Annotated in this window: 4 protein-coding genes and 1 pseudogene; 1 reads left to right on the plus strand and 4 read right to left on the minus strand. The window is 65.3% G+C overall.

The window, feature by feature from the left end:
• Window positions 1-92 precede the first annotated feature (92 nt).
• Window positions 93-338, minus strand: coding sequence for an SRPBCC family protein (locus AC5RW2_RS39510; RefSeq protein ID WP_493986560.1), 246 nt, complete (start codon window positions 336-338; stop codon window positions 93-95).
• A gap of 67 nt (window positions 339-405) precedes the next feature.
• Entirely contained in the window at window positions 406-969 is a 564-nt protein-coding gene (locus AC5RW2_RS39515; RefSeq protein ID WP_493986561.1) for a dihydrofolate reductase family protein, read from the minus strand.
• 407 nt (window positions 970-1,376) lie between these two features.
• On the opposite strand from AC5RW2_RS39515, the gene AC5RW2_RS39520 reads away from it, so the two are divergent.
• On the plus strand, window positions 1,377-2,990 hold the full coding sequence (locus tag AC5RW2_RS39520; RefSeq protein WP_494075209.1) for an ISL3 family transposase: 1,614 nt from the start codon (window positions 1,377-1,379) through the stop codon (window positions 2,988-2,990).
• A gap of 373 nt (window positions 2,991-3,363) precedes the next feature.
• Here AC5RW2_RS39520 and AC5RW2_RS39525 read toward each other — a convergent pair whose 3' ends face one another.
• Both AC5RW2_RS39525 and AC5RW2_RS39530 read right to left on the minus strand, forming a co-directional pair.
• A complete protein-coding gene (locus AC5RW2_RS39525) occupies window positions 3,364-4,005 on the minus strand; it encodes an amidase family protein (protein ID WP_494037339.1) in 642 nt (213 codons plus the stop codon).
• A 32-nt stretch (window positions 4,006-4,037) separates the two neighbouring features.
• Window positions 4,038-4,721, minus strand: a pseudogene (locus tag AC5RW2_RS39530) (amidase family protein); the annotation flags it as partial.
• Between the last annotated feature and the right edge of the window lie 1,777 nt (window positions 4,722-6,498).

The following is a 6,498-nucleotide window of genomic DNA, read 5'->3' on the forward strand; positions in this document are numbered from 1 at the left end:
CGCAGCCCCGTCCCGTTCATCTCCACAACAGGAAATTAACAGGACCGCCGGCGGATTAAAAGACCCTCGCCGGAAAACCTAACAAAGTACTACTAGGCGGCTGCCAAATAGCGGTTGCGCGCCTCAATCAGCCTTTGCAGGTACTTTGCCAGGACCAGTTTCTCCACCACTCGCGCTAGGAGACCGAAGGGTGCGGTGAACTCGATGCGGTCAATCATGGTCGTGCCGCCGGCATCCTGAGTGAACTCGTGGACGTGCCTGAAGCTGCGGAATGGCCCTTTGACCTGTTCATCCACAAAGAAGTCAGGGGCCGCCATCTCGGTAATGCAGCTGGTCATCTGCTGGCCACCGACGTGGGGCCGCGGGTGGTGGATCTATTTCCCCCACCGCCCGGAGGAACCGCGCTCAGCGCCTCGTCTCGTACCTGGTCAGGACCACGCCGCCGGGAAACGTCCGCGTCTCCACCAGGTCCAGGTTCACCCAGCTGTCCAGCGCGGTGAAGAACGGCGTGCCGCCGCCCACCAGCACCGGATGGGTGGCCAGCGCGTACTCGTCGATCAGCCCGGCCCGCATGGCCGCCCCGGCGAGCGTTGCGCCGCCGACGCTCATCGGGCCGCCCTCCTCGGCCTTGAGCCGAGTGATCTCGGCGATCGCGTCGCCGGTGACCAGGCGGGTGTTCCAGTCGACCTTGTCGATCGTCGAGGAGAACACCACCTTCGGCGTGTCCCGCCAGTTCCGCGCGAACTCGATCTGCGCCGGGGTGGCGTTGGGCTGCTGGTCGCCGGTGGGCCAGTAGGAGCTCATTGTCTCCCAGAGCTTGCGCCCGTACAGCGACAGGCCGCTCGCCCGCTCCTGGTCGAGCCACCACTGGAACAATTCGTCGCTCGGCCCGCTCCAGCCAATGTCGTCGCCGGCCGCGGCGATGTAGCCGTCCAGGGTCAGGTTCATGCCGTAGATCAGTTTCCGCATGGCGCCAGCCTTCCGTCAGTCGGTCTCCAGCGTATAGATCCGGCGCGGCGCGGGAAACTCATCGGTGCACGATCGACTCGCAGGCAGTCCTCGTGCCCGGGGGTCAGCGTGGCATACTCGACCGCCTCCCGCCGCGACGCCCCGTCGAACATGAGCACGCCCAGCCCGGTGGAGGGTCCGCCAAGGGCTGCCGGGGTGACATTTACCGCTGCTAAAACACCGCCATTTACCGGGTTCTGGTGCAAATTTCGTGAATGGTGACTGATCGTCGCTGCGGTGGGATCGTTGCAGAGAGTTCTGCTCTCATGAGCGTAATCACGCCCGATACCCTATTCACGAAATTCGTGCCAGAACCATTTACCGGGTTCTGGCACGATTTTCGTGAATGGTGACTGATCGTCGCTGCGGTGGGATCGTTGCGACAGTGTGAGGATCTGCTGCGGGTGGTGTTCCCGCACTTGAATGAGGTGCTGGTGGAGCGGGTACGCCGGATGGACGAGGCGGTGCGGGTGTCGGCCCGGACCCGCGCCGACAGTGCGCTGCCGTGCCCGGGCTGCGGAGTGTTGTCGCGGCGGGCCCATAGCCGCTACCGGCGCCGGATCGCGGACACTGCTGTGGGCGGACAGCCGGTGGTCATCGAGTTATCGGTGCGACGCCTGTTCTGCGACGCAGCGGGCTGCCCCCGACGGACCTTCTGTGAGCAGGTCAACGGCATCACTGTCCGCTACGGGCGGCGCACCCCGCTGCTGGTGAAGGTGCTCCAGGCTGTCGGCCTGGCCCTGGCCGGGCGGGCCGGGGCCCGGCTCACCGGAATCCTGGCCGCCGCGGTGAGCAGGACGGCCCTGCTGCGCCTGGTGATGCTGCTGCCCGCCCCGGCTCCGGCCCGCGCGCCAAAGGTGCTGGGGGTGGATGACTTCGCGCTGCGCAAACGCGAGGTCTACGGCACGGTCCTGGTCGACTGCGGCTCGCGCCGCCCCGTCGACCTGCTGCCGGACCGGCAGTCCGAGACCTTCGCCGGGTGGCTGCGCGAACACCCCGGCGCGCAGGCCATCTGCCGCGACCGGGCCGGGGCCTACGCGGAGGGCGCCCGCGCCGGAGCACCGGAAGCAGTGCAGGTCGCCGACCGCTGGCACCTGTGGCACAACCTGGGCGAACACATAGAAAGAGAGGTCGCCCGGCACCGGTTGTGCCTGTCCGGGCCCGCCGCGCAGCAGGTGCCCGAAGACCGCCAACGCCAGGAGCCTGGCGGGGAGGTTGGCGAGGCTGCCGCCGGTGCCTACGCGGACAGCCATATCCTGCCCGGGCGGACACGGGAGCGCTACCGGCGGGTGCGCGGGCTTCTCGGGCAGGGCAAAAGCATGCGGGCCGCCGCCCGCGAGCTTGGCCTGGCTTACAACACCGTGCGCAAGTACGCGCGTGCCGGTGACGCGGAGGCGCTGACCGCGTCCCCGTGGGCCAATCGGGTGACGATCCTTGATGCCTACAAGCCCTACCTGCACCAGCGGCTCAGTGAGGGCCCGGTCAGCGACGCGGAGCTGTATCGGCAGATCACCGCCAGGGGGTACCGGGGCGGCTGCGGCACGGTGTCGGTCTACCTGCGCGCGCTGCGCGCCGCCGGGATCGTCCCCGCGCCGGCCCCTGCGCCGCCGGCCGGCTGGATCATGTCCGCCCCGGACGCGCTGGGCAAGGACGAGCGGGTCCGGCTCGAGGCCGTGCTGGCCCGCTGCCCGGAACTGGAATCCGCCACCGCGCATGTGCGCGGCTTCGCGGCCATGCTCACCGACCTGCGCGGCGACCGGCTCCGGCACTGGCTGGACAAGGTCTACATCAACACCCTGCCTAGCCTGCACGCCTTCGCCAACGGCATCGACCGCGACCGGGACGCGGTTACCGCCGCACTGACCCTGCCCTACAGTTCCGGGGCCGTTGAAGGGCACATCAACCGGATCAAGATGCTCAAACGTCAGATGTTCGGCCGCGCCGGATTCCAGCTCCTAAGGCAGAGAGTCCTGCTCTCGTGACCGCCACCCCGCCCGGTCCACGATCACGAAATTCGTGCCAGAACCATTCCGAGCTAACGATCACAACGGAGCTTGTCACGTAAACGGCCGAATAAGTGACCGTGAGAAGCTCTTGCTCTCGCTGCTGCCGATAGTCCGAAGAATTTGGACATGGCGGCCATCTCGCCAAGTCTTCAGTGCCCGTCTATTTGACGGGTTTTCCCACTGATAGGCCAGCCTCAGTTGTGGCCAGTGACCCTTTTCTCCATTTGTTTAGAAGGTGCTCGCGCTCAAGTCAAGGGCGGGCATCCTGATGGCTTTCAGATGCTGTCCTGGCGTCAGTTTGGGTGTACCTCAGGGCTGCCACGATCAATTGGGCATGTTTAGGCCCGGTTCAGACCGCGGCCACCGAGGTAGTGCGGCCGAGCGGCTGCAGGCTCCGTTCCAGTTCTTCAGCCCACGCCAGAAGGTCGCTGTCGCGTCCGCGGCGGGCGATCAGCTGCACGGAACGCGGCCGTCCGTCGCTACTGTAGCCTGACGGGATGCTCACAGCAGGATGGCCGCTGAGGTTGAAGGGGTAGGTGTAGGGAATCCAACTCAGCCAGTCTTCGTCTGGCCAATTTGCCGGTGTCGCGCGGTCGTGTTCGAACGGCAGGCACGCCGTGGTCGGTGTGATGATCATGTCGAGGTCGTCAAAGAGTTCCTCCAGCTCCAAGGACCACAGGTTGCTTTTCATCTGGGCATCGAGGAGGTCCGTGGCCGACTTCGCCTCACCGGCTGCAGCCATGGCCATGAGGCCGGGATCAGTCAGGGCACGCTGGGCAGGATCCAGCCTAGAGACGGAAGCGGCCAGGGAAGTCTGCCAAAGCGTGGACATGGTGTTCCGCAGATCAACCTTGGACCAGTCAATCACCCGGGCAATGCTGCCTTGAGCGGTGAGTGCGTCGACGGCCGCTTTGAGCCCGTCCAAGCATGCCTGCTCTGGGGACGGTTGCCTGCCGATGGTCTGGACGACGCCGACCCGAACTCCGGACAGGCCCCTTGTTGGGGCAGCCCCGACCCGAAGAGCGCATTCTGGACCAGCCTCAGGTCAGCGACCGTGCGAGCTATTGGTCCGGATGCGGCGAGGAAGGCGAATGCACCGCCGGGAAGATCCATGAGACCCCTCGACGGTTTGTGAGCGGTCAGCCCACAAAAGCCCGCAGGAATCCGAACGGATCCGGCGGCGTCGGTGCCGATAGAGAGCGGCCCATAACCAGCGGCAACTGCAGCGGCGCTGCCGGCACTGGAACCGCCCGGGGTCAGCCTGGAATGCAGGGGATTGTGTGTGGCGCCGTTCAAGAGGCTGCCGTCCAGGGGCTTCCACCCCATTTCGGCAGAGGCGGTTTGCGCCCAGATAACAGCCCCCTGTGCTCGGAGTTGTCGGACCACAGCAGCGTCCTGGGGCTGCGGCCCCGACCCGAAGGCCCGGGACCCGCGCCGCAGCGGCCAGGAACGAACAGCCAGTAGCTCCTTGATAGTGACCGGAATACCGTCCAACGGACCGACAGGCCGGCCAGCCCGCAGACGGGACTCGGACGCCTTGGCCATGGCCAGTGCCGACTCTGCATCGACGTGGGTGAGTGCGTTAAGGAACGGTTCCTTGTCGGTCGCTTCGTTCAGCACGGCCTCTATCACCTCAACGGGGGAGAGTCCGTTCCGAAAGCGTTCGCCCAATTCCATGGCGGTGAGCGCAGCCATCTCGTGTGTCATTGCTTCACCGTAGGAGAGCAGTGGTCCGCAAGTCCCTACCGCTTTATGGCTGTTTTAGCAGTCCACTTCGTGGCTGCTGGCTGACCTCCGCCAAGGCAGCCACTCCGTCCCGAATACGATGGACGGGCGTGGCGCCATACCCCAGGACGATCACCGGGCCGTCTTCAAATTTCTGCGGCACCTCGCCGCAGCGTGCTGACCGGCCCGCACGAGGCCGTGCTCGAGACACTGCACGCGGCCAACATCGCCCTGCACCGCCTCGCCGAGACCGGCACCCCGACGACGGGTGCCAAGGAATTCTGGCTCGACCAATCCTGAACCAGAACCAAACCGGCATGTCCCCGGTTCACCTGGCCAGGTTGCTGTCACCCTGGGTGTCATTGCCACACCCCACGCACTGGTCTCACGGTTGGTTCCAGCTCCCTGCAGGCGCGCGGTTATCGCCTGCATACACAAACTTTCCCTCGGGAAACATTAGTGTCAGTCCGTCGAGGGGCTCCAAGAGTGGATCCGGGAGAGGCCGATTGCCGCAGCCCGGCCAGGATCTCTGCAGCTGACACCAACGGGCCCGGGGCCGGCTCTTGAGTGCGAAGCAGGTCAAAGCCACTGGCGCAAGATGCCGGCCGGCTTTGGTCAGCTCCGTGGCGACAACACCGAGCCAGACCCTGATTGATAAGGCCCGCACGACACCCGCGCAATTCACTTAGCCGCTCGCTGATCCCTCTGAGCTTCCACCGGTGGCCGGCAGCCGGGCTGGGGCATCGATGACCCTAAAAAATTTCCTCCTCAACGCAAGCCACGAACTCGGCTAGAGCCTCAATGCCGCAGACCCAGTCCTCACAAGGACATGGAAGTAAACGGAACACGCCTGCCGGAAGGCAGAGGTCACAACCCGATGCGGTGGCACCGGCCCCAGGGAAAGGAAACCAGCAGGACCCGAGCGTACGGGCAAGGGGAATCAGACGGTGGCGCTGACGGGGCTTGCGGCTGGTTTTGCCTGAATGCGATGCGGGGAGGAAGGCAGGAATCCGCGGGCCTGGGCACTGCCTAGATGGCAGGGGCAGGGCGGGTTCTCACCGATCTGCACCGGGCAACCACCACGACTGGTGGGGGTATCGCAGTCTTTGGTCATACACCAACCGGTGATGGCACTCATAAGGAAAGGCACTCCTGTGATGGGCTGGGGGAGACCCCCGCGACGGGGACGGGGTCCTGTAGCGAGTTTAAGCCAACCAGTTCTCCTTGGCTCCAACAGCTCTCTGCCGCCCCCGTACCACCGTCAAATGGTAGCCCTGAACGGGTGTCCATGGACGGTGGGCCACGGACGCGTCCGACGGACCGCTGCTGCGCTCGCCGGCAGTGGTGGGGACCGGGTCACGGGCGATGGAGTCATGGATGGTGGCTAAGCCGGATTCCTGGAAGAGCCATCGCGTCTATCGCACCACAACAGCTGAGGTGTAGCACCGTGCCGTGCAGAGGGCGGAGAAGGACGGGCTGCGTTCTCCTGAAAAGCCGCATCAGGGGCTTGGATCCAAGCCGCTCGTAGACCCGGGGGAGCCACCCCAGGGGGATAGCCCGGTAGCTCTTTTAGTAGTTTCCTGAGAGGAGCTTTATCACGCGGTTAATCTGCGTACGGGTGGTGCTGGCCGGAACCATTCCAGGGCAGTTGTGGGCCGCACCTGTTAGCGGCCATGAAAAACTGCCCGTAGGCGGCCACGAAAATGCCCACTGACGGCCAGTAGAACTGCCCACCGGTGGCCATGAGATCTGCCCACTT

This window comes from Arthrobacter sp. B0316-1-20 (genome assembly GCF_059091865.1).

What these genes read in the sequence shown, in the direction of transcription:
- AC5RW2_RS39510 (WP_493986560.1), bottom strand. Translation starts at nt 338, where the DNA reads ATGACCAGCTGCATTACCGAGATGGCGGCCCCTGACTTCTTTGTGGAT.
- AC5RW2_RS39515 (WP_493986561.1), bottom strand. Translation starts at nt 969, where the DNA reads ATGCGGAAACTGATCTACGGCATGAACCTGACCCTGGACGGCTACATC.